This is a genomic window from Blochmannia endosymbiont of Camponotus quercicola (genome assembly GCF_059935335.1).
The window spans coordinates 667,063-687,770 of sequence record NZ_CP011794.1 but is presented as its reverse complement, the minus strand read 5'-3'; the positions used below and the strand labels follow the sequence as shown (position 1 = coordinate 687,770).

14 protein-coding genes, 1 tRNA gene, 2 rRNA genes and 1 other RNA gene are annotated in these 20,708 nt (G+C 32.1%); 10 read left to right on the top strand and 8 right to left on the bottom strand.

Features of this window, described 5'->3' with window-relative positions; translation table 11 throughout:
- Window positions 1-213 precede the first annotated feature (213 nt).
- Complete coding sequence (gene purH / locus CBquer539_RS02875) at window positions 214-1,848, bottom strand: bifunctional phosphoribosylaminoimidazolecarboxamide formyltransferase/IMP cyclohydrolase (protein ID WP_500836362.1); 1,635 nt, start codon at window positions 1,846-1,848, stop codon at window positions 214-216.
- A gap of 374 nt (window positions 1,849-2,222) precedes the next feature.
- Here purH and CBquer539_RS02870 point away from each other — a divergent pair.
- The 3 genes from CBquer539_RS02870 (at window position 2,223) to CBquer539_RS02860 (ending at window position 7,328) form a co-directional block, all read left to right on the top strand.
- A 16S ribosomal RNA gene (locus CBquer539_RS02870) occupies window positions 2,223-3,789 on the top strand.
- 128 nt (window positions 3,790-3,917) lie between these two features.
- Window positions 3,918-3,990: transfer RNA gene (locus tag CBquer539_RS02865), tRNA-Glu, on the top strand.
- 343 nt (window positions 3,991-4,333) lie between these two features.
- A 23S ribosomal RNA gene (locus CBquer539_RS02860) occupies window positions 4,334-7,328 on the top strand.
- The 16S and 23S rRNA genes sit together here with 1 tRNA gene alongside, the layout of an rRNA operon.
- Before the next feature lie 112 nt (window positions 7,329-7,440).
- Here the strand turns inward: CBquer539_RS02860 and pssA are convergent.
- From pssA to smpB, 4 genes are all read right to left on the bottom strand, one after another.
- The gene (pssA, locus tag CBquer539_RS02855) at window positions 7,441-8,817 is read right to left on the bottom strand and encodes a CDP-diacylglycerol--serine O-phosphatidyltransferase (protein ID WP_500836755.1); all 1,377 of its coding nucleotides are present in this window, start codon (window positions 8,815-8,817) and stop codon (window positions 7,441-7,443) included.
- A gap of 529 nt (window positions 8,818-9,346) precedes the next feature.
- Entirely contained in the window at window positions 9,347-9,676 is a 330-nt protein-coding gene (locus CBquer539_RS02850; protein ID WP_500836361.1) for a DMT family transporter, read from the bottom strand.
- A 364-nt stretch (window positions 9,677-10,040) separates the two neighbouring features.
- Window positions 10,041-10,432: a transfer-messenger RNA gene (ssrA, locus tag CBquer539_RS02845) on the bottom strand.
- Window positions 10,433-10,490: 58 nt separating this feature from the next.
- Window positions 10,491-10,955: an SsrA-binding protein SmpB gene (smpB, locus tag CBquer539_RS02840; protein ID WP_500836360.1), complete on the bottom strand. Its 465-nt coding sequence runs from the start codon at window positions 10,953-10,955 to the stop codon at window positions 10,491-10,493.
- Window positions 10,956-11,109: 154 nt separating this feature from the next.
- Between smpB and CBquer539_RS02835 the strand changes: the two genes are divergently transcribed.
- Window positions 11,110-11,565 carry a type II toxin-antitoxin system RatA family toxin gene (locus CBquer539_RS02835; RefSeq protein WP_500836359.1) on the top strand — a complete coding sequence of 152 codons (456 nt, stop codon included), beginning with the start codon at window positions 11,110-11,112 and terminating at the stop codon, window positions 11,563-11,565.
- An 82-nt stretch (window positions 11,566-11,647) separates the two neighbouring features.
- Here the strand turns inward: CBquer539_RS02835 and bamE are convergent, their stop codons facing one another.
- Both bamE and nadK read right to left on the bottom strand, forming a co-directional pair.
- Window positions 11,648-11,968 (bottom strand): outer membrane protein assembly factor BamE domain-containing protein, encoded by a 321-nt coding sequence (gene bamE / locus CBquer539_RS02830; RefSeq protein WP_500836358.1) that lies wholly within the window; start codon window positions 11,966-11,968, stop codon window positions 11,648-11,650.
- A 143-nt stretch (window positions 11,969-12,111) separates the two neighbouring features.
- A complete protein-coding gene (gene nadK / locus CBquer539_RS02825; RefSeq protein WP_500836357.1) occupies window positions 12,112-13,005 on the bottom strand; it encodes an NAD(+) kinase in 894 nt (297 codons plus the stop codon).
- Window positions 13,006-13,135: 130 nt separating this feature from the next.
- Here nadK and grpE point away from each other — a divergent pair, with 130 nt between their 5' ends.
- On the top strand, window positions 13,136-13,726 hold the full coding sequence (gene grpE, locus CBquer539_RS02820; protein WP_500836356.1) for a nucleotide exchange factor GrpE: 591 nt from the start codon (window positions 13,136-13,138) through the stop codon (window positions 13,724-13,726).
- 433 nt (window positions 13,727-14,159) lie between these two features.
- Here grpE and ung read toward each other — a convergent pair whose 3' ends face one another.
- Window positions 14,160-14,831 (bottom strand): uracil-DNA glycosylase, encoded by a 672-nt coding sequence (gene ung / locus CBquer539_RS02815; RefSeq protein WP_500836355.1) that lies wholly within the window; start codon window positions 14,829-14,831, stop codon window positions 14,160-14,162.
- 380 nt (window positions 14,832-15,211) lie between these two features.
- On the opposite strand from ung, the gene lepA reads away from it, so the two are divergent.
- The 5 genes from lepA to acpS all read left to right on the top strand — a co-directional run bounded on the left by lepA (window position 15,212) and on the right by acpS (window position 20,596).
- The gene (lepA, locus tag CBquer539_RS02810) at window positions 15,212-17,014 is read left to right on the top strand and encodes a translation elongation factor 4 (protein ID WP_500836354.1); all 1,803 of its coding nucleotides are present in this window, start codon (window positions 15,212-15,214) and stop codon (window positions 17,012-17,014) included.
- Window positions 17,015-17,033: 19 nt separating this feature from the next.
- Window positions 17,034-18,032 carry a signal peptidase I gene (gene lepB / locus CBquer539_RS02805; RefSeq protein ID WP_500836353.1) on the top strand — a complete coding sequence of 333 codons (999 nt, stop codon included), beginning with the start codon at window positions 17,034-17,036 and terminating at the stop codon, window positions 18,030-18,032.
- Window positions 18,033-18,151: 119 nt separating this feature from the next.
- A complete protein-coding gene (gene rnc, locus CBquer539_RS02800; protein ID WP_500836352.1) occupies window positions 18,152-18,841 on the top strand; it encodes a ribonuclease III in 690 nt (229 codons plus the stop codon).
- 640 nt (window positions 18,842-19,481) lie between these two features.
- Window positions 19,482-20,216: a pyridoxine 5'-phosphate synthase gene (gene pdxJ, locus CBquer539_RS02795; protein WP_500836351.1), complete on the top strand. Its 735-nt coding sequence runs from the start codon at window positions 19,482-19,484 to the stop codon at window positions 20,214-20,216.
- The gene (gene acpS, locus CBquer539_RS02790) at window positions 20,216-20,596 is read left to right on the top strand and encodes a holo-ACP synthase (protein ID WP_500836754.1); all 381 of its coding nucleotides are present in this window, start codon (window positions 20,216-20,218) and stop codon (window positions 20,594-20,596) included. Before pdxJ ends, acpS begins: the two co-directional genes overlap by 1 nt.
- Window positions 20,597-20,708: the final 112 nt, after the last annotated feature.

The window sequence follows — 20,708 nt, the reverse complement described above, 5'->3', positions numbered from 1 at the left end:
AATTTTTCATTAACAATGTATTTTAGAAAACATTGCTTACAACTTTTAAAGACAAAAAGATATTCATTAATAGTTATTAGACACAATTACGTGCACTCAAATATTCAAATAATTATAATTTTTTCCATACTTTTAATTATCAGAAATGTTTTGTGTTCTTACTTGATACTCAAGGCTAATACAATAATTTTTAGTTTTGCATGTATGGTATGATTAATGCCTAAAATGACGGATATGTGTAAAAATCATTGCGATACTATACCGATTGGCAGTTCTAACGATTTCTTGATCTCGAATAGATCCTCCTGGTTGTATAATACAACTAATACCTTTTTCAGATGCAATATGTATTATATCTGAAAAAGGGAAAAAAGCGTCAGAAGCCATTACTGATCCTTGAATATTTAATGTATCCTGTGTTGCTTTATTAAAAGAAGAAGTAGCTATTTTTGCTGCAGATACCCGATTCATTTGACCGGTTCCAATTCCAGTTGTTTGACAATTTTTGCCGCAAACAATTGCATTAGATTTAACAAATTTAACTACTTTCCAACAGAATAATGCATCTCTCATTTCTTCTTCTGTGGGTCGACGAATAGTAACTATTTCTAAATGTTCTAAATTTGTCATGCCATCATAATCTTGTATTAATAATCCTCCATTAATTCGTTTGAAATCTACATCTGACGTTCTCGAGGTCCATATACCACATTTCAATACTCGTATATTTTTTTTATTTGATATGATATCAAAACAATTTTGATGAATACTTGGAGCAACGATTGCTTCTACAAATTGTTGTTCAATAATAGATTGAGCCGTATTTTTATCTAAAGACCGATTAAAAGCAATGATTCCTCCGAATGCAGAAATGGGATCGGCTTGATAAGCTTTAACATACGCACTGCAAATAGTATCCGATGTAGCTACAGAACATGGATTAGTATGTTTAACGATCACACAAGTTGGTTCATCGAACATTTTTACACATTCCAAAGCTGTATCCATGTCTATTACATTATTGTAAGATAATGGTTTTCCTTGTAATTGCTGAGCAGTAGCAACAGATCCTGTTTGTCGCGTGCATGCATCTACATAAAATGCCGCTCGTTGATGTGGATTTTCCCCATAGCGCATATCTTGTTTTTTTATAAATTTAAGGTCTACAAAAGTTAATTTTTTAGGAAAACGACGATAAGATTGATTGTAATTGTGCTCATTCGTGACAGCTGTATGGCAACTATTTCGTAATTGATGATCGAAATAATCAGAAATTTCATTATCATATTCAGCGACATATTTAAACGCTTTTACGGCCAAATGAAAACGAGTGTTGAGGCTAAGCAATCCGTTGAAACAATTAATTTCATCTAAAATTTTATTATAATCACAGTTATTGACCACAATAGCCACATTTTTATAATTTTTTGCTGCTGCTCTCACCATGCTTGGACCACTGATATCGATATATTCTAACATTTCTTCCTGAGAATATTTTTTATTTTTTGAAAACGAAGCAGCAAATGAATAAAAATTCACCACTACCATATCAATTGGTAGGATATTATATTGATGCATTACCGCATCATCTAATCCCCGTCTACCAAGAATTCCAGCATATATTTTGTAGTGTAATGTTTTAATGCGTCCGTTCATGATTTCAGGTAGTTTAGTGTAATTAGAAATTTTAAGCACTGGTAATCCAGCATCAGACAACATTTGAGCCGTGCCTTCAGTAGACAACAATTGAATACCACGTTGAATTAATGACTTAGCAAATTCTAAAATATTAGATTTATCGTATACACTAATTAGTACACGACGAATTAACAACGATGATTGCGTCATGATATCCTCATAACAATAATTAAACTACGATATTAATGCAAATTTAACAAATATTACATATAGTAACATAATTATAAAATGTAGTTAAATATGTTCAATTAAAACTTCAAATTATAGAAATAGTATTTAAATACTATTGACATCGATTCAAATCAATGGTAATGATATACTGTTTTGTTTTATAAATAGTATAAAGTATTATGATTAGATATATTGTTCTTTAACAAATAGAGTTTTTAGATAATTGATGTGGGCACTTGAGCGCATATAAGATATAGTACAATGCTGTTTTAAAAATATAAAGAGTTAATTTAATTAGTAATTTGTACATAAAAGTTAACAAAATTATATTTTTACAAATAGAAATTTGATTTAAATTGAAGAGTTTGATCATGGCTCAGATTGAACGCTGACGGTAAGCTTAACACATGCAAGTCGAGCGGCAACAGAGAGTAATAGTTTTTAATTGCTCTGCTGGCGAGCGGCAAACGGGTGAGTAAAGTCTGGGAATCTGCCCGGTGGAGGGGGATAACTATTGGAAACGGTAGCTAATACCGCATGAAGTCATTACGACCAAAGTAGGGGACTTTTATTAATAAAATAAGAAAAGCCTTATGCCATCGGATGAGCCCAGATAGGATTAGCTAGTAGGCGGGGTAATAGCCCACCTAGGCTACGATCCTTAGCTGGTCTGAGAGGACGATCAGCCACACTGGAACTGAGACACGGTCCAGACTCCTACGGGAGGCAGCAGTGGGGAATATTGCACAATGGGGGAAACCCTGATGCAGCTATACCGTGTGTGTGAAGAAGGCCTTCGGGTTGTAAAGCACTTTCAATGGGGAAGAACTTAATATTGCTAATATCAATATTAATTGACGTTACCCATACAAGAAGCACCGGCTAACTCCGTGCCAGCAGCCGCGGTAATACGGAGGGTGCAAGCGTTAATCGGAATTACTGGGCGTAAAGAGTACGTAGGTGGTTTGTTAAGTCAGATGTGAAATCCCTAAGCTTAACTTAGGAACTGCATTTGAAACTAGCAAGCTAGAGTTTCGTAGAGGGGGGTAGAATTCCAGGTGTAGCGGTGAAATGCGTAGAGATCTGGAGGAATACCAGTGGCGAAGGCGACCCCCTAGACGAAAACTGACACTCAGGTACGAAAGCATGGGGAGCAAACAGGATTAGATACCCTGGTAGTCCATGCCGTAAACGATGTCGATTTGAAGGTTGTAGACTTTGAGCTGTGACTTTCGGAGCTAACGCGTTAAATCGACCGCCTGGGGAGTACGACCGCAAGGTTAAAACTCAAATGAATTGACGGGGGCCCGCACAAGCGGTGGAGCATGTGGTTTAATTCGATGCAACACGAAGAACCTTACCTACTCTTGACATCCAAAGAATCTCATAGAAATACGAGAGTGCCTTCGGGAGCTTTGAGACAGGTGCTGCATGGCTGTCGTCAGCTCGTGTTGTGAAATGTTGGGTTAAGTCCCGCAACGAGCGCAACCCTTATCCTTTGTTGCCAACGAGTAAAGTCGGGAACTCAAAGGAGACTGCCGGTGATAAACCGGAGGAAGGTGAGGATGACGTCAAGTCATCATGGCCCTTATGAGTAGGGCTACAAACGTGCTACAATGGCGTATACAAAGAGAAGCAATCTCGTGAGAGCAAGCAAACCTCATAAAGTGCGTCTTAGTCCGGATTGGAGTCTGCAACTCGACTCCATGAAGTCGGAATCGCTAGTAATCGTGGATCAGAATGTCACGGTGAATACGTTCCCGGGCCTTGTACACACCGCCCGTCACACCATGGAAGTGGGTTGCAAAAGAAGTAAGTAGTTTAACCTTCGGGAGGGCGCTTACCACTTTGTGATTCATGACTGGGGTGAAGTCGTAACAAGGTAACCGTAGGGGAACCTGCGGTTGGATCACCTCCTTACTTATCAAAATAATATGAGTAAAGTGCCCACATAAATTATCTAGCGCTCTTTTGTTAAAAATTATAAATATTATGTGTATTATGCATGTAAATACCAATTTTAATTCTGTTGTTACCAGCAGAGATCGGTCCCCTTCGTCTAGAGGTCTAGGACACTGCCCTTTCACGGCGGCAACAGGGGTTCGAAGCCCCTAGGGGACATTGTAGGTTTGTATACAGATATAGAATAAATAAGTTGCTATTTAAAATTAAAATAAAATAAGAATTGGTGTTTTTGCTCTTTAACAATAAGGATAAAGCTTAAAACTTGAACTTTAAAATATTAGTATGAACACTATGTTTACGATAGCTCATAGGAAACAAGTTATATTATTTTTATGCGTCTAAAGAAATTATAGAGTAATAGTAGCGTCTTTTATATTAGATTTTATATTATACAATATTTGCGATATTGCATAAATATAAAATAGATTTTACTGAAGTATTTATATCATAGACGTGATTGAGTTCATATAATAAAAAATTAGAAGTCTGAGGATTGCGAAGTTAAGTAATTTAAGCGTACACGGTGGATGCCTTGGCAGTCAAAGGCGATGAAGGACGTGCTGATCTGCGAAAAGCATCGGTAAGCTGATGTGAAGCGTTTTAACCGGTGATTTCCGAATGGGGAAACCTAATGCAATTTTAAATGTGCATTATCATTTAGTAAATTCATAGCTGAATGAAGCAAACCAGAGGAACTGAAACATCTTAGTACTCTGAGGAACAGAAATCAATTTGAGATTCCCTTAGTAGTGGCGAGCGAACAGGGAACAGCCCAGAGTTATATAGTATCACTGGTATATTAAGAGAATAATTTGGAAAAATTAGCAATATAGAGTGATAGCCTCGTATCTGAAAATATATTAGTTATCATAACTCAATGAGTAGGACGGGACACGTGATATCTTGTCTGAAGATGGGGGGACCATCCTCCAAGGCTAAATACTCTTGACTGACCGATAGTGAACCAGTACCGTGAGGGAAAGGCGAAAAGAACCCCGGCAAGGGGAGTGAAATAGAACCTGAAACCGTGTACGTACAAGCAGTAGGAGCGTAAATTATGTTGTTTATTTGCGTGACTGCGTACCTTTTGTATAATGGGTCAGCGACTTATATTCTGTAGCAAGGTTAACTAAATCAGGGAGCCGTAGGGAAACCGAGTCTTAATTGGGCGTTAAGTTGCAGGATATAGACCCGAAACCCGGTGATCTAACCATGAACAGGTTGAAGGTTAGGTAACACTAACTGAAGGACCGAACCGACTAATGTTGAAAAATTAGCGGATGATTTGTGGTTAGGGGTGAAAGGCCAATCAAACCGGGAGATAGCTGGTTCTCCCCGAAAGCTATTTAGGTAGCGCCTCGTAAATTCATCTTTAGGGGTAGAGCACTGTTTCGACTAGGGGTCCATCCCAGGCTACCAACTCGATGCAAACTACGAATACTAAAGAATGCTATTACGGGAGACACACGACGGGTGCTAACATTCGTCGTGGAGAGGGAAACAACCCAGATCGCCAGCTAAGGTCCCTAAATCATGATTAAGTGGAAAACGATGTGAGAAGGCTTAGACAGCCAGGATGTTGGCTTAGAAGCAGCCATCATTTAAAGAAAGCGTAATAGCTCACTGGTCGAGTCGGCTTGCGCGGAAGATGTAACGGGGCTAAATCATGTACCGAAGCTGCGGCAATAAATATTTTATAATTAGATATTTTTTGTATTTATACACTTCTTATTTAAGAATAAGATTTATTTATTGGGTAGGGGAGCGTTCTGTAAGCCTGAGAAGGTGTGTTGTAAAGCATGCTGGAGGTATCAGAAGTGCGAATGCTGACATAAGTAACGATAAAGCAGGTGAAAAACCTGCTCGCCGAAAAACTAAGGGTTCCTGTCCAACGTTAATCGGGGCAGGGTGAGTCGACCCCTAAGGTGAGGCCAATAGGCGTAGCTGATGGGAAACAGGTTAACATTCCTGTACTAGATATGGCTGCGATGGGGTAACGGAGAAAGCTAGGTTCGCCGAGGATCGGTAGTCTCGGTTTAAGCGTGTAAGCGGAAGAACTAGAAAATCTATTCTTCTTAACGCTGAGGCGTAATGACGAGCCATCTCGATGGCGAAGGAATTTATGCTATGCTTCCAGGAAAAACCTCTAAGCTTCAGGTTATATCTAATCGTACCATAAACCGACACAGGTGGTTAGGTAGAGAATACTCAGGCGCTTGAGAGAACTCGGGTGAAGGAACTAGGCAAAATGGTGCCGTAACTTCGGGAGAAGGCACGCTGGCATGTAAGTGAAGGAACAATAAAATATTGCTTCTGGAGCTGAAGCCAGTCGAAGATACCAGCTGGCTGCAACTGTTTATTAAAAACACAGCACTGTGCAAACACGAAAGTGGACGTATACGGTGTGACGCCTGCCCGGTGCCGGAAGGTTAATTGAGAGGGTTATCTTTGTAAAAAAAAGAAAAGCTCTTGATCGAAGCCTCGGTAAACGGCGGCCGTAACTATAACGGTCCTAAGGTAGCGAAATTCCTTGTCGGGTAAGTTCCGACCTGCACGAATGGCGTAATGATGGCCAGACTGTCTCCACCCGAGACTCAGTGAAATTGAATTCGCCGTGAAGATGCGGCGTACCCGCGGCAAGACGGAAAGACCCCGTGAACCTTTACTATAGCTTGATACTGAATATTAAATATTGATGTGTAGGATAGGTGGGAGGCAGTGAATTAAAAGCGCTAGCTTTTATGGAGCCATCCTTGAAATACCACCCTTTAATATTTGATATTCTAACTTAGATCCGTTACCCGGATCAAGGACAGTGTCTGGTGGGTAGTTTGACTGGGGCGGTCTCCTCCCAAAGAGTAACGGAGGAGCACAAAGGTTAGCTAATCACGGTTGGAAATCGTGAGGTTAGTGCAAAGGCATAAGCTAGCTTAACTGCGAGAGTGACGATTCGAGCAGTTGCGAAAGCAGGTCTTAGTGATCCGGTGGTTCTGTATGGAAAGGCCATCGCTCAACGGATAAAAGGTACTCCGGGGATAACAGGCTAATACCGCCCAAGAGTTCATATCGACGGCGGTGTTTGGCACCTCGATGTCGGCTCATCACATCCTGGGGCTGCAGTAGGTCCCAAGGGTATGGCTGTTCGCCATTTAAAGTGGTACGCGAGCTGGGTTTAGAACGTCGTGAGACAGTTCGGTCCCTATCTGCCGTGGGCGTTGGAAAATTGAGAGGGGCTGCTCCTAGTACGAGAGGACCGGAGTGGACGCACCACTGGTGTTCGGGTTGTCATGCCAATGGCATTGCCCGGTAGCTATGTGCGGAAAAGATAACCGCTGAAAGCATCTAAGCGGGAAACTTGCCTCAAGATGAGTTTTCCCTGAGGATTAAAATCCTCCTGAAGGGACGTTAAAGACTATGACGTTGATAGGTCGGGTGTGTAAGCGCTGTGAGGCGTTAAGCTAACCGATACTAATGGCCCGTGAGAGCTTAACTTCGCAATACCTGAGATTTTTAAGAGTTAATTGTTATTGATTGATATTGATGGTTTCTATAATGTCAGGAGTAATAGAACACGAAAAAGTTATATTCATCATTTAATTATTACTATCACAAAATACGATTAATCAAGCGATCAAATTTGATCTTATGTATTCTGTAAAGTAATTGCCCTACTTTTTCAGGATAATCAGATATATTTTGTAATGACGTATAATGCATTACAGCATTCGTATATGTGCGAATTGTATTTAATTCTTTATTTTTTTGGTAAAGTAACACTTTATGTGGATCATGTATAAGCAAAGCATTTTCTAAATCAAACCTTGCAGCTCTAGGATTTAAATTATTTCCAGTAAGTAATTGCCATTCATCATCTATCCAAATACCTTTAACATGATATCCGTTATCTCTTTCTTTCCACATACGTACCATTAATTGTTTATTATCAACATATTTTTGTAACTTTTTCAAAAAGTGACGCAAATTTAATTCATACAAATATGGTAAAGCACTAATTAATTTAAATGGCTGATGCACAGGGATATAAAAATCATTAGCAATTTTATCTCCTACAATAATTTCTATATTTACACCTTGACTTAATAAACAAATCAAAGCACGTATTAGCATATTGGACATATTAAAATAAGGTGTACACAATACAACTTTATTTTTTGCCGAATAAATCAAATGATAAATGGTTTGATTTAGCGTACTATTCTTACCTAAACCAACTAATGGAGTAATTGATAATTCATCAAATCCAGCGTTACCTTGAAAACAATAACAAACTTTTCGTAAATTACGACGCAATAAACGAATATTGTTTCTACTTTTGTTTAATTTATTTAAAGAATTTTTATATCCTAAACAATTAATCGCCTTTGAAGATAATAATTCTTTGTTAATATAATTGAGCATGATGTCAGATAATTGTTGATTGCGTATCATATGATATCGATCATATCGATACTTAGTATTTATATGTAAATACTCATTGCTTAAATTAGCTCCGCTATATAATATCTGATCATCAATAATAAATCCTTTCAAATGAAGTACTCCTAATGCTTCATTTACATTAATTGGTATTCCATAGATTGCAATCTCAGTATTGGGATATTTTTTAATGATATCTACATACCAATCAACATTTGTATATTTTTTAGATGAACCGATCCGATTTCTCTGAGCACGATGCCAATCTACTAAGATTTGAATTTTAATTTGAGGACGCATTTGTTTAACTTGAAGTAAAGCATCAATAATTTTTTTACCACCTTGATCACCATCTAAATACAATGTAACTAAACAAATATGATTATGTGCTTTAGAAATAGCACATAGTAATTCATCCCTAAATTCCTTAGGACTATACAAAATCTTAAAATAATCTATTTTCTGAAAAATTTTGGGTAATTCTACAAGAAATTTTTGGTGATCAGTATACTTATTCAAAGTATTATGTTTTCTGTTTTTTATCATAGTAAATAAAAATATTTTTAATTTTAAAAATGCATATTTCAATACATTAATCATTAAATATTAAAATAATGATTTAATAAATTAATTTCATCTGATATATATATGTGTGTGTATAAAAATTTAAATATTGCAATATTTAAATTTTTAAAAAATAATTTTTTATTCATAGTTGCACTATCATAAAACTACGCTGGTATTTAATTATTAATACTATATTACATGAATATATATATATTTTAATTTAGATAAAATTTGATAATAATTTTTAATGATACATAGATTATAATAATAATATGGTTATTAAATACTTCAATTATGAAGTAAAACAAATCACAAGCAAATATTAAATTTTAAACTATATATTTACTTTATACTGTGTATGATGTTATCTATTTTATAGAACATACAAATTGAATTGATTAGAGCGCTGTTAAATATATATGTTTTAACGTGTATTTTGTGTACATCTCACAATATAATAAATAAAAAATTACTTTTTTAAAAGCACATAAAATATATATAATTGTAACTAATGTTCTATTGTTCTAGAAAATACATTAATTAATATAACACCAATAATAATCAAAGTAATACCGATAATCGCTAAACTATCTAATTTTTGATCATAAAATACATATCCTGCTACAGTGATAAATATAATACCAAGTCCAGCCCAACAGGAATACGCAATACCCATTGGGATAGTTTGTAATACTAAAGATAATAATATAAAAGAAATAGTGTAACCAATCACCACTACAATAGCAGGATATAATTTACTAAATCCTTCAGATGCTTTTAAAGAGGCGGTAGCAATAACTTCTGAAAGAATAGCAATAAATAAATATAAATAATCCATAGAATTTCATTTTTCGTTCTTAAAGTTTTTTGTAATTACGTACAATAGATATTTTTGTATTGAATAAAATTATCTTACGAACGAATAGCTATCATGCTATTCGTTCGTAAGATAATAACAACAAGAAAATAAATATGACCTCATTAAGAAGTTTTTGAGTGATACAATAAGAAAATTTTGTATATTGAATAAGTTATAAATGCAAGATTCAAATAATATCAGAATATAAACACCTTATTTTAATTTATATCAACATATTAATTATCATAAATAGACTGTTCAAATAATAAAAGACCATATAAACATATTATCTTTCATCACTCAATTTTATTTTTTTTCTGTATTGATTGAATACTTAAAATCTTGGTGGAGCTGGCGGGATTCGAACCCGCGTCCAGAATACTTTTTATTTGCAGTAACCTACATGCTTAGGTCTTAAATTACATTTCGTTGGTTTAGATATATTAAGACCAATCACTGAACCAACTAGCTCTTTCCAACTTAGCGTTAAGCTAAAAGCAAGCACTCACGCGCACTCTTATATATATGACCTCTCATTATCTATTTTAACGCTTAAGAGTAAACATTGTGTCAGAGAGGGAATCTTCAGGTTTTTAATCTGACTTAAGCTGCTAAAGCAACAGATTCATTATGTGTTCTATTTGCATTTATTTTTTGAGGCTTTTTTACGAGGCCTACCTCACCTCGGCATGCACTTCAAACATGAGACATTCCGTCGAATCCAAAATCAGCCCCATCTTAAACACTAAACACAGTTATTGTACCATCAAAATACTATATATACAAATATTATTTATTTTATATATTTTAAAATATGTGTTTTTTCTTGCTTCCATTTATGTTTATATATTTTATTTCTTTTGTCATATTTTTTTTTGCCTCTAGCAACTCCAAGATTTGCTTTAATCCAAGAATTTTTCCAATACAAATCCAAAATAATTATGGTATAACTTTGTAGATTAACTTTTTCCATTAAAAATAATAATTCATGTTTTTTTAATAATAATTTACGGATTCGAACTGAATTGTAAATTTCATGATAAAATTGGGTTGTATTTGATTGAAATACAGAATTATAAAGATATGCTTCTTTGTTATAAAAGGAGACATAACTATTATCAATTGTTACCATGTTAGAACGTGCAGATTTTACTTCCCATCCTAACAATGAAATTCCAGATTCAAGTTTTTTTTCAATGAAATATTCGTGATATGCACGCTTATTTTGTGTGATTTTTGTTAAAATTGATTGATTCATGAATTTTCAAAAAATAATTTTTTTATTATTTTAAAAATATTATATTATTAGTATAATACGTCACGTACTTTATGATATAACTAATTTTTGCCTATAATAATATAGTTGACTATTAGTATAAGTGTAAACAATTAAAATACGCAATAGGGTAGATATGTCTTATATCAAATGTTTTATCTCAGTTCCGTATAGTGTAGAGCAAATGTTTCATTTAGTAAATGATGTTAATTCTTATGATAAATTTATACCTGGGTGCAATATAAGCAAAATTTTAGAACAAAGTAATAACGAATTAATTGCTGAAATGAATATAATTATTAATGGAATCGTTAAATCATTAGTTACTCATAATTTTTTTGTGAATAACAAAAGTATTTCAATCCTTTTAATACAAGGACCATTTAAATCGTTTTATGGGTGTTGGAAATTTATTCCTATTACTTCTACTATTAGTAGAATTGAATATTTTTCTCATTACGAATTTAAATCAATATTTATTGAAAAATGCTTTGATTATATTTTTAAGGAAAAGTATAAAAATATAATCAAAGCATTTATTTCTAGAGCCTATGCAATATACGACGATACGACATGTATTGTAAGTCAATAATCGATATTACTTTATCTCTTAATAATAATCGTAAAAATTATATTAAATATGAATAACTTTATTATTTAAAGTATCACAATTATTATTTCTTGCTAATAATCACTAAAACATCATGAGCATCAAATTTCAGTGTTAAAATTTGATACTCTGTCATTTTATTGCCTCTACGATGATAAAAAATATAATACCATGTATTTGATTCTGACACACTTTGTAGTGTTGGATCTCCAATATTAGAAGATATTTCAAATTTTGTCATGCCAACACGAATTTTTTCGATATCGCATGCGCGCAAATAATTACCCTGTTTGATATCAAAAGATTTGGATGTATATTTTAGAATAGTACTAGTACAATTCACGTTAAGCACCATCGTTGTTGTAATTACAATGGTGCTTAACATATTGTAAAATACCTTCAAATGCATAATCTCCTACTTAATATATGTTTAGTTATAATATTATAAAAATTAATATTTGTATAAATAATTAATTGTATTTATAATTATTTTATTGTAGTTGATAATAAAATTATCAACTACAATGTTTATTTTTTTATTTTAGAAATGTTCTTTGACCAACCAAGTTTAATATTTAGTGTTCTAAAGTAGTTATAGTTATTAGGATGAATCAAATCAAGATAATGATTACTACGTTGGATAAAAATTTTTTCTTCCTTACATATAAAAATAGGAGTTTGATTATCATAACCGATTTTTAATTCGGATGTTACTTTAGAAAATTTCAAACAAATTATACTTTTGCTATTGATCACAACTGGCCGAGATGATAAAGTATGAGGGCATATTGATACTAATACAATAGCATCTACTGTTGGACTAAGGATAGGTCCTCCAGCAGATAAAGCGTATGCAGTTGACCCGGTTGGAGTAGCAATAATTAATCCATCCGATCTTTGAGAAAAAATAAAATTATCATCAATGTATAACTCAAACTCGATCATATGTCTGATTGTATTTGTATGTAAAATAACTTCGTTAATCGCACTACCTAATCTAGTAAAATTGTTGTAACGTTGTACTGTTACATCTAATAAAAAGCGTTTTTCATTAATAAAATGACCGGATAGAACCTCGGATAATTCCATTAATGCTGAATTAGGATCTAAATCAGTGAGGAAACCAAGGGTTCCGCGATTAATACCAATAACTTTAATATCATGTTGTGCTAAGATATTTGCAGCTCTTAGCATATTGCCATCTCCACCTATAACTATAGCTAAATCTGCGAAATTACCTATATCATTTAAATCACCTACAACTGCATTTTGTGCATTTAATAAACTAGCAGCATGATGTTCAATCATCACTGTAATCCCTTTGTTATACAACCAACGATATAAAATATCATATGTATGTACAGCCTGCGGATAACGAGAATATCCTATAATACCAACAGCACTAAAAATAGAAGCAGTCATATTTTTATTGAATCCTTTCTGTTTCGTTTATAACTCTTATTCATAATAAATGATATCTTGAATACCTGTTATTCATCCTTATAATAACTGAATTATAGAACATATGATCAGGAATCGGAGGAGAAAATTCATGATAGACAACAATGCAAAAAATAATATTGATGAAAACATATTACAAGGCGAAACAGTAGAAAAAGAAGAGTCATTAGAATCTATTTCTACAACAGATAGTGTTGTTGATCCCAAAAATGATCAAATTATCCAATTAAAAATCGAATTAGCTCAACTGCAAGAACATGAGCGTAATACAGTATTGCGTCTTACAGCTGAAATAGAAAATATTCGTCGACGTAACCTTCAAGAAATAGAAAAAGTTCATAAATTTGGATTAGAACGATTTATCTTCGAATTATTGCCAGTTATTGATAATTTAGAACGTACATTAGATATTTCAGATAAATCTAATACCTTGCTATCTGTTATAATAGAGGGTATTGAATTAACATTAAAATTATTTTTAGATACTGTGCACAAATTTGGATTAAAATCCATACATGAAATTTATGTTCCATTTAATCCTGAGATACATCAAGCAATATCTATAGTAGAATCTGAAGATCAAAAACCAAATCAAGTATTAACAATTATCCAAAAGGGGTATATCTTGAATGGTAGATTAATTCGACCTGCTATGGTTACAGTATCAAAAGCCAAAAGCTAGGTGCTATGTTTATAAACATTGTTACTAATAAATAGCGCCACTGCTATTTACATGTATTTCTTGTACGTGTATTAGGTATAAACATAACGTACAGTAGTTATGCTTTAACTGAATATTATAATGTTTTATAGAGAATTATTGTAAAATAATATAACTGTTGTTGTGCAGTTTAATTGCAATCAACTGATCATTTAATCATTTAATCATTTAATCATTTAATCATTTAATGAAAGATGATATCTTACATAAGATATTACAAGTTCTTAATTTAAGATATGTTATGTATTATAATAAACAAATAGTTTTTTTAAATATAAAATATAAAAACTATTTAAAAAAAACCGTATGATGATGTTAGTGACATTCTTTTAAAAATTGTAAAAAAGGAAACATTCTTTAGAATATATTTTAACTTGTATAAATTTCCAGTTAATTATTTTAGGTGCCAATCAATAATTTGTTTATTTTGTTGTTTCAACAACATATTAGCTTTAGAAAAATGGCAACATCCTAAAAATCCACGTTGAGCTGATATAGGCGAAGGGTGCGATGCAGTTAAAATATAATGTTTTTTATGGTCAATGATGTTTCCTTTTTTTTGAGCATACCTACCCCATAACATAAATATAATTTTTTCCTTATAAGTATTTAGTATGTGTATTATTTTATCTGTGAATAGCTCCCATCCAATATTAGCGTGAGAACAGCTTCTTCCTGCTTCAACAGTTAGAATACTATTAAGCAGGAATACTCCTTTCTGCGCCCAACTTTGTAAACAACCGTGATCTGGTATTATAAAATTAGGTATATCGGAAGCGAGTTCTTTATAAATATTCTCAAGTGAAGGAGGTACCGAAACACCGGGTAATACGGAAAAAGCGAGACCATGTGCTTGATGCGGTCCGTGATATGGATCTTGCCCTATAATTACAACCTTAATGGATTCAAAACTAGTAAAACGAAATGCATTAAAAATATCTTGTTTTCTTGGATAAACCGTGATACCTCTTTTTTGACGTTCTTCTACAAAAAACAATATATTCTTAAAGTATAATAGTGTTTTTTCTTCTGATAAAAAATAGGGCCAAGTTAATTCGTGAATCACAACATATTCCTATATTATACACATTATATAATAGTGAAAATAAATTGTATTATTTATCGTCTCAATTTGATTAATTACTAAAATTTAGAAATTTAAATAAACATAAACTATTGTGCATAACATTTTAATTTTAATTATTCAAATCGGAATAAACAATTAATATTTGACATCATACATAATTTATCAAATTACTTACTGTAATTAATTTATGATAATGTAATATAACTTATTGTATCCCCAATTGTGTACACTGCATATAATTCCTTATAAAATATCGTAAACGATCATTTTCATATCTATTTACGATATCGTATTATATACTAACTAATTATAATTTTATACTAACTATATTTAGTTTTTAGATTCAATTAATATTAATCATGATAAGATACATACGTAATTTTTCTATTATTGCGCATATTGATCACGGAAAATCGACGTTATCTGATCGATTTATTCAAACTTGCGGTGGGTTAAATTCACGTGAAATGACATCTCAAGTATTAGATTCTATGGAATTAGAACGCGAACGCGGTATTACTATAAAATCACAAAATGTAACACTTAATTATACATCTAAAAATGGTCAATCTTATCAATTAAATCTTATTGATACTCCCGGACACGTTGATTTTTCTTATGAAGTTTCTCGATCGCTGGCGGCATGTGAAGGTGCTTTATTAATAGTAGATGTTACCCAAGGAGTCGAAGCACAGACTGTGGCTAATTATAAAATTGCCACAGAAATGAATTTAAAAGTTATTGTGGCGTTAAATAAAATTGATTTATCCACAGGTGATCCTAAGCGAGTATCTCAGGAGATTAAAGACATCGTTGGTATTGATGCAGATAACGCAATACAGTGTTCAGCTAAAACTGGTTATGGTATATCGGAATTACTAGAATCTTTAATTCATAATATTCCTCATCCTAAAGGAGATTTATGCGCTCCTCTACAAGCACTAATTATCGATTCTTGGTTTAATAAATACTTAGGTGTCGTATCTTTAATATGCATTAAAAATGGAAAATTATATAAAGGTGATGTATTACAATCCATGAATACAGGTCAAAAATATACTGTTGACCAAATAGGCATTTTTACTCCAAAACAAGTAAAACGTGAAATGTTAGTGTGTGGAGAAGTAGGTTGGTTGGTGTGTGCTAATAAAAATATTATACGGACTCCTGTCGGAGATACATTAACACTATCAACTTATCCTGCGAAAAATGCATGCCATGGTTTTAAGAAACTTCAGCCTTATGTTTATGCAGGGTTATTTCCTATAGGATCTAAAAATCAAAAAATTTTTCACGAAGCTTTATACAAACTGAGTTTAAATGATGCTTCTTTATTTTATGAACCAGAAAGATCAGAATTTTTAGGTTTGGGTTTTCGTTGTGGATTTCTTGGATTATTACACATGGAAATAATTCAAGAAAGATTAAAACGTGAATATTCACTCGATTTAATTGTTACAGCTCCAATGGTAATTTATGAAATATTAACTATTGAAGATAAAATAGTGTATGTAGACAGTCCGTCGAAACTACTTTCTTTAACTAAAGTTAAAGAAATACGTGAACCCATTGTTTTATGTAACATATTACTTCCAAAAACGTATCTTGGAGAAATTATTTCTTTATGTGTGGCGAAAAGAGGTACTCAAATTTCCATGGTATATCACGATACTCAAATTACACTGATTTACGAATTACCTATGTCTGAAATAATATTAGATTTTTTTAATCAAATAAAATCAGCATCTCGTGGATATGCTTCATGTGAATATAAGTTTAAACGTTTTCAGGCGGCAAATATAGCATGTGTAGAAATATTAATTAATAAAAAACGTATTGATGCATTAACAATAATCACACATCAAGCACAATCTATATATCGTGGACGTGTATTAGTTAACAAATTACACAAATTAATTCCAAGACAACAATTCGATATTGTGATTCAAGCAACCATTGGTAAACGAATAATATCACGTGATACTGTAAAACAACTACGAAAAAATGTTGTAGCGAAATGTCATGGAGGTGACATAACACGGAAGAAAAAATTATTATATAATCAAAAAGAAGGGAAAAAACGTATGAAACAAATAGGTAATGTTAATTTACCATATACTGTGTTTTTAACAATTTTTGACATCAATAACAGTAAAAAATAACTTAAAGGATTTTATTTGTATGATTAGTACATTTTCTTTAATCTTAGTAATTATTACAGGAGTATCAGGTATTTTCTGGAGCATAAAACAGCTATGTACTATGATGTGTAATCGTTATAAAAATAAAAAAATATTTCTTCAAAAATCAGATAATATTTATCAAGAATCAAGAAATACTTATTCGTTAATAATTTCATATTTTTCAAAAATTTATGAATTTATATCCTCAATTTTTCCGATATTATTGTTAGTATTTATAATACGATCATTTGTTTTTGAACCGTTCCGAATACCTTCTGGATCTATGATGCCAACTTTATTAATAGGAGATTTTATCTTAGTTAAGAAATTCGTATATGGTATTAAAAATCCTATTACTCAAAAAACATTAATTGATACTGGACATCCAAAACGCGGAGATGTAATAGTCTTTAAATACCCCAAAAATACTACATTAAACTATATTAAACGAATAATTGGGGAACCAGGGGATAAAGTGATCTATAATGTCATTACTAAACAGTTAACAATATATCCCAATACTAATAATAGTATTACAACATGTATTCAGCCATTACCGATTGTTTATAGTAATGTTGCTTCTAGCAATTTTATTCAAGTATTTGATAGTGATGCAAATGGAAAAGTTAACTCTACTTTTGTTCAAATAGGAGAACGTCAAGAATATTCTCATGGAATTCGATTAATTCGTACTACAGAATCGTTCAATGGCATAGAACATAATATTTTAACAATGATACCACCCGGTGATCAAAACTTAATCAAAATGTATGATCAACAAATAAAACATTTAATATCTGAATGGTTAGTACCCGCAGGTGAATATTTTGTAATGGGAGATAATAGGGATAACAGCTCGGATAGTCGTTACTGGGGATTTGTTCCTGAACGTAACATAGTGGGAAAAGCAACAATAATTTGGATGAATATAAAAAAACAACAAGCAAGCATATGGCCAATTGATATCCAACTCAATAGAATTGGTAGCATACAATAAGATATTATCTTTGCTAATTATAGATTAAACATTCTTGTATTATACTTGTTATAATTAATCCTTATTGAAGTTTGATCATAAAAGTTTCTATTATAGACATTGTATATAATATATAATACATGAAGATTATGTTAGTTAATGTACTTCAAAAAAAACTTGGTTATATTTTTACTCGATATGATTTATTATTACAAGCGCTGACCCATAGAAGTTCTAGTAATCAGCATAACGAAAGATTAGAATTTTTAGGAGACGCTATTTTAAATTATGTGATCGCTAACTTGCTATATCATAAGTTTCCTCATATCTCCGAAGGAGATATGAGTAGGATGCGCGCAAATTTAGTACGCGAAAATACTTTAGCAGCGTTAGCACGAGGATTTAGTTTAGGAGATTATCTGCAATTAGGACAAGGAGAATTAAAGAGTGGTGGATATCGACGTGAATCTATTTTAGCTAATACAGTTGAAGCGTTAATAGGTAGTATATTTTTAGATAGTAACATCCAAACCGTTGAAATATTAATTATTAATTGGTATAAAATTCGTTTGGATACAATGGACCCTTGTGATAAACAAAAAGATCCAAAAACTCGTTTACAAGAATATTTGCAACATCGTCGTTTACCGTTACCTGTATATTGGGTTAATCAAATCATCGGAGAAGCACATAATCAAATATTTAGCATAAACTGTCAAATTAGTGAGTTAATGCAACCGATTATTGGGTGTGGTTCTAGTCGACGTAGAGCTGAACAAAATGCAGCAGAAAAAGTTTTAAAAGTATTAGAACATAATAAAAAAAGATAATTTAATTACATTACTATTTATATAAATGATATTTTGGACGCCAAAAATAACCTAATGCTAATTAGGTTTGTTGGGTAGACAGGTATATTTTTATAAAAAATATGTCTGCTGTTCTAACACATAACTGCACAGTATTAAAATTAAGTTAAACAATTATTGATTAATTATATTCTCAAAAATATATGAGTTATATACTCATATAATGGAGTAACTTTTTATATCATCACAAATACATGTGTATGCATACATTAATTATTTAATTCGTTATTGTTTTCAGTAATTCTATATTCATAATTTTAGTAAATAATAATAATCTTCCGAAACTTGCATACTCATATGTCTAGTATTGTAAGTGAATTTACACTAATGACATTTATGTAAATAAATACATACAATTATGTAGGTACTCTTATAAAATGTAAATTTGTATGTTCTAACAAAATTTATTCAACAATTAAGAATTAAACATAAAATACAATTTTGAAAAATAATAATATATTTGTATATATAACTATATTTTAATAGATAATATCACGGCATAATGCATTTTAATTAAGTAGAAATAGCGAAAAAGCAGATGTATATATATTTATATGGCAATAAGTCACACATATTAAACTACATTTAAGGATATCATATAATGTCAAATTTATTATTGGGTGTAAATATTGATCATATTGCAACATTACGCAATGCAAGAAGTACTACCTATCCTGATCCTGTATATGCTGCGTTTGTTGCAGAACAATCAGGAGCAGATAGTATTACTGTGCATTTAAGAGAAGATCGTCGTCACATTACAGATCGAGATGTCAAAATGTTACGTAAAACCATACAAACAGCTATGAACTTAGAAATAGCAGCAACAGATGAAATGATTAACATCGCGTGTGTATTAAAACCGCATTATTGTTGTTTAGTTCCTGAAAGACGTCAAGAACTGACAACTGAAGGTGGTTTAGATGTTGTGAATCAATCAAATAGATTACGAGATATAATATTTAAGCTTGCTGATGTTGGAATTAGGGTTTCACTCTTTATTGATCCTGACGAACAACAAATTAGCGTTGCATATAGTATAGGTACTCCTTGTATAGAAATACATACTGGTATGTATTCTGACGCTATAGATCCAATGACTCAAAATTTAGAATATAAACGTATTAAAAAAAGTGTACAATACGCTGTAGATCATGGTTTAAAAGTTAACGCTGGACATGGTCTTAATTATTATAATGTACGACCTATCGCGATGCTATCCGGGATACAAGAGTTAAATATAGGGCATTCTATAATTAGTCGATCAATGTTTTGTGGATTACCTAAAGCCATTCAAGATATGAAGAGATTAATACAAGATTCAGCAAGAGGTTAATAGTGATTCACGGAATTGGTATAGATATTGTTGATATTAGAAAAATAAAAAAAATAATAACACATAGCGGAAACAAACTAGCTAAACGTGTACTTAGTTCATCAGAATGGAAAATATATGAGAATAAAAAGTGTCCTGCACATTTCCTGGCAAAACGTTTTGCCGCAAAAGAAGCAGCAGTTAAAGCGTTTGGTACAGGAATAACTCAAGGAGTGACATTTAATCAAATTGAAATATTTAACGATAAACTGGGAAAACCAATGTTACATTTATTCTCATATGCGGCTCTATTAGCTGATAAATTATCGTTAAAAAAAATGCATATTACTCTATCTGATACTAATTCATATGCATGTGCGTTCGTGATATTGGAGCGATAAATCAAAAATAGGAATGTAATAAATAATTGTAATTTAAACATTCAGTTTCACAATATAGATATCAATGACTTATTTAAGTAGAAACTATTTTCATGTTTTGTAGTAGCAAAAG